General features: G+C 39.1%; 4 protein-coding genes. All 4 read left to right on the top strand.

Translation table 11 applies throughout. The features are described 5' to 3' along the window. A partial coding sequence (locus RT405_RS12215; RefSeq protein WP_313470041.1) for a beta-ketoacyl-ACP synthase 3 occupies nt 1-742 on the top strand: 742 nt, incomplete at its 5' end. Between the two features lie 78 nt (nt 743-820). Then, on the top strand, nt 821-1,051 hold the full coding sequence (locus RT405_RS12210; RefSeq protein WP_035027857.1) for an acyl carrier protein: 231 nt from the start codon (nt 821-823) through the stop codon (nt 1,049-1,051). A 29-nt stretch (nt 1,052-1,080) separates the two neighbouring features. Further along, the gene (gene fabK / locus RT405_RS12205; RefSeq protein ID WP_313470038.1) at nt 1,081-2,040 is read left to right on the top strand and encodes an enoyl-[acyl-carrier-protein] reductase FabK; all 960 of its coding nucleotides are present in this window, start codon (nt 1,081-1,083) and stop codon (nt 2,038-2,040) included. 162 nt (nt 2,041-2,202) lie between these two features. Then, a partial coding sequence (locus RT405_RS12200) for an ACP S-malonyltransferase (RefSeq protein ID WP_313470036.1) occupies nt 2,203-2,700 on the top strand: 498 nt, incomplete at its 3' end.

The raw sequence follows: 2,700 nt of genomic DNA, 5'->3' as shown, positions 1-2,700 counted from the left end.
TATGTCGCCGGATTATCTGAGTCCTTCAACTGCTTGTTTAGTTCAAGATTATCTTGGAGCCAAGCAAGGAATGGCTTTTGATATAAGTGCAGCTTGCTCAGGATTTATTTACGCTTTGTCTGTAGCTGAAAAAATGCTGCAAAGTGGCGCTTTCCGTTATGCTCTTGTTTTAGGCGGAGAAGTTATGTCTAAGATTATTAATTGGGAAGACCGAAGTACAGCTGTTTTGTTCGGTGATGGTGCTGGCGGGGTTTTATTAGAACGAACAGAGACAGAAGGAAGTTTTCTAGGCGAAGACATTCATGCAGATGGAAGCCGAGGCTTAGCTTTAACAACTGGCTCATTATCCGTTCAAAATCCTTATAGCTCTCAAAAAGAGCCGGATGATGTATTTTTAAAGATGGAAGGCCGAGCAATTTTCGACTTTGCTATTCGAAGTGTGCCGCGAAGTATTCGTTCGGTTGTTGAAACTGCGGATCTTTCCTTAACGGATATCACGCGAATCATACCGCATCAAGCGAACTCGCGAATCATTCAAGCCATTGCGAAGAAATTAAAAATACCTTTTGAACAGTTTGCCTTAAATATTTCCAATTATGGAAATACTTCGGCAGCTAGTATTCCAATTTTATTAGATGAACTTGTTTCTTCTGGTGAATTGACTCTTGGTAAAGACGAAAAAATTATTTTAACTGGATTTGGTGGAGGACTCACTTGGGGTTCCATGTTAATCCAACTTTAATTAAGTAACAACAAGCTTGCTTAAGCTATAAAAAAATTAAGCACATACTAAAAAACAACTATAATGGAGGAAACAAAAATGACATTCGAAAAAATTCAAGAAATCATCGTGGACCAATTAGACAAAGAGGAAGAAGAAGTACAATTAGAAACAAACTTCCGTGAAGACTTAGAAGCAGACAGTTTAGACTTATTCCAAATCATTAACGATATTGAAGACGAATTTGATATTAAAATCGAATCAGAAGAAGGACTAACTACTGTTCAAGATATCGTAACGTTCGTAGATGCAGAGTTAGCTAAAAAATAAGAACAACCAATTAGAAAGAGGGAACCTGTATGCAGTCTCAATTAATCGAAAAACTTGGCATTAGATACCCCATTATTCAAGGTGCTATGTCATGGGTCGCTGATCCAAGTCTAGTAAGTGCGGTTTCAAATGCAGGAGGTTTAGGCATTCTTGCTTGTGGGCATGCGACAGGAGAAACTGTTCGTGAATTGATCATAGAAACAAAGAAACTAACCGATAAACCGTTTGGAATCAATGTACTGCTTCTTTCTCCACATGTAGATGAAGTGGTACAAGTTGTCTGTGAAGAAAAGATAAAAGTTGTCACAACAGGCGCGGGAAGTCCAGGAAGATATATGGAACAATTCAAAGCTGTTGGAACAGTGGTAATCCCAGTCGTAGCTTCAGTTGCTTTAGCACGAAGAATGCAAGCTGAAGGAGCAGATGCGATTATCTGTGAAGGAATGGAAGCCGGCGGACATATTGGCAAAACGACTACTATGAATTTGGTTCCACAAGTGGTAGATGCGGTTACAATTCCTGTTATTGCTGCTGGTGGAATTGCAGATGGGCGTGGTGTAGCCGCTGTTATGTCACTTGGCGCTGCTGCTGCTCAACTTGGGACTCGTTTTGTTGTTGCATACGAAAGTAATGCACATCGAAACTTTAAAGATTCTATTTTGAAAGCAAAAGATATCGACACCGTAGTAACAGGTATGATTACTGGACATCCCGTTCGCGTATTGCGTAACAAACTAACTCGTGAGTATTTAAAAGTTGAGAAAGAAATCACTAGTGATGAAAATCCTGATTTTTCTCGTTTAGAAGCTCTCGGAAAAGGCGCTTTGAAGCGGGCAGTAGTGGATGGAGACAAAAAAACCGGATCTTTTATGTCAGGACAAAGTGCCGGTTTAGTAAAAAAAGAACAAAGTTGCGAAGAAATCATTCATCAACTAATGGATGAATACAAAGAAGTAATCGAAAAACAAGCACGCGCTTTATCTTTATAAAAAGTAAATTGTTTGATCTATTTAAATACCAGAAAGCTGAAAGAAGTTCCTATTGGCTTCCAAGGATTTCTGGTTATTTTTTTGGAGTCGAAATTTCTGGTATTCCAGTAGTAGTAATTTTGAAGGATTTTATTAAAAAGCGAACTGAAGGAGTCATTATTAATGAAGATTGCTTTTGTATACAGTGGCCAAGGTGCTCAATATTCTGGGATGGGACAAGAACTTTACGATAACCACGAAATTGTCCGTACTCTATTTAATGAAGCAAGTGCAGCTTTAAATATAGATGTTGCAGCACTTTGTTTTGAAGAAAATGAATTGCTTAATCAAACAACTTATACGCAGCCAGCTATTTTGACACTCAGTACAGCAATTGATGCCTTACTGAAAGAAAAGGGAATTGAACCCGAAGTTGTAGCTGGTTTAAGTTTAGGCGAATATAGTGCTTTTGTGAAGGCTGGAGTACTAGATTTCACTGAAGCGGTCCAACTAGTGAAGAAACGCGGTCAGTACATGACGGAAGCTGTCCCATTAGGCGAAGGGGCGATGAGCGCTGTTTTAGGATTAGATCGCGAAACCATTATGGAAGCTTGCCAAGAAGCAAGTAATCTAGGAATGGTTTCTCCTGCTAATTACAATATGCCTGGACAAATAGCGATT

Source organism: Carnobacterium sp., from assembly GCF_032094055.1.
Classification (GTDB): domain Bacteria; phylum Bacillota; class Bacilli; order Lactobacillales; family Carnobacteriaceae; genus Carnobacterium_A.
The sequence above is the reverse complement of the archived record's forward strand: the minus strand, read 5'-3'. Positions and strand labels throughout refer to the sequence as shown.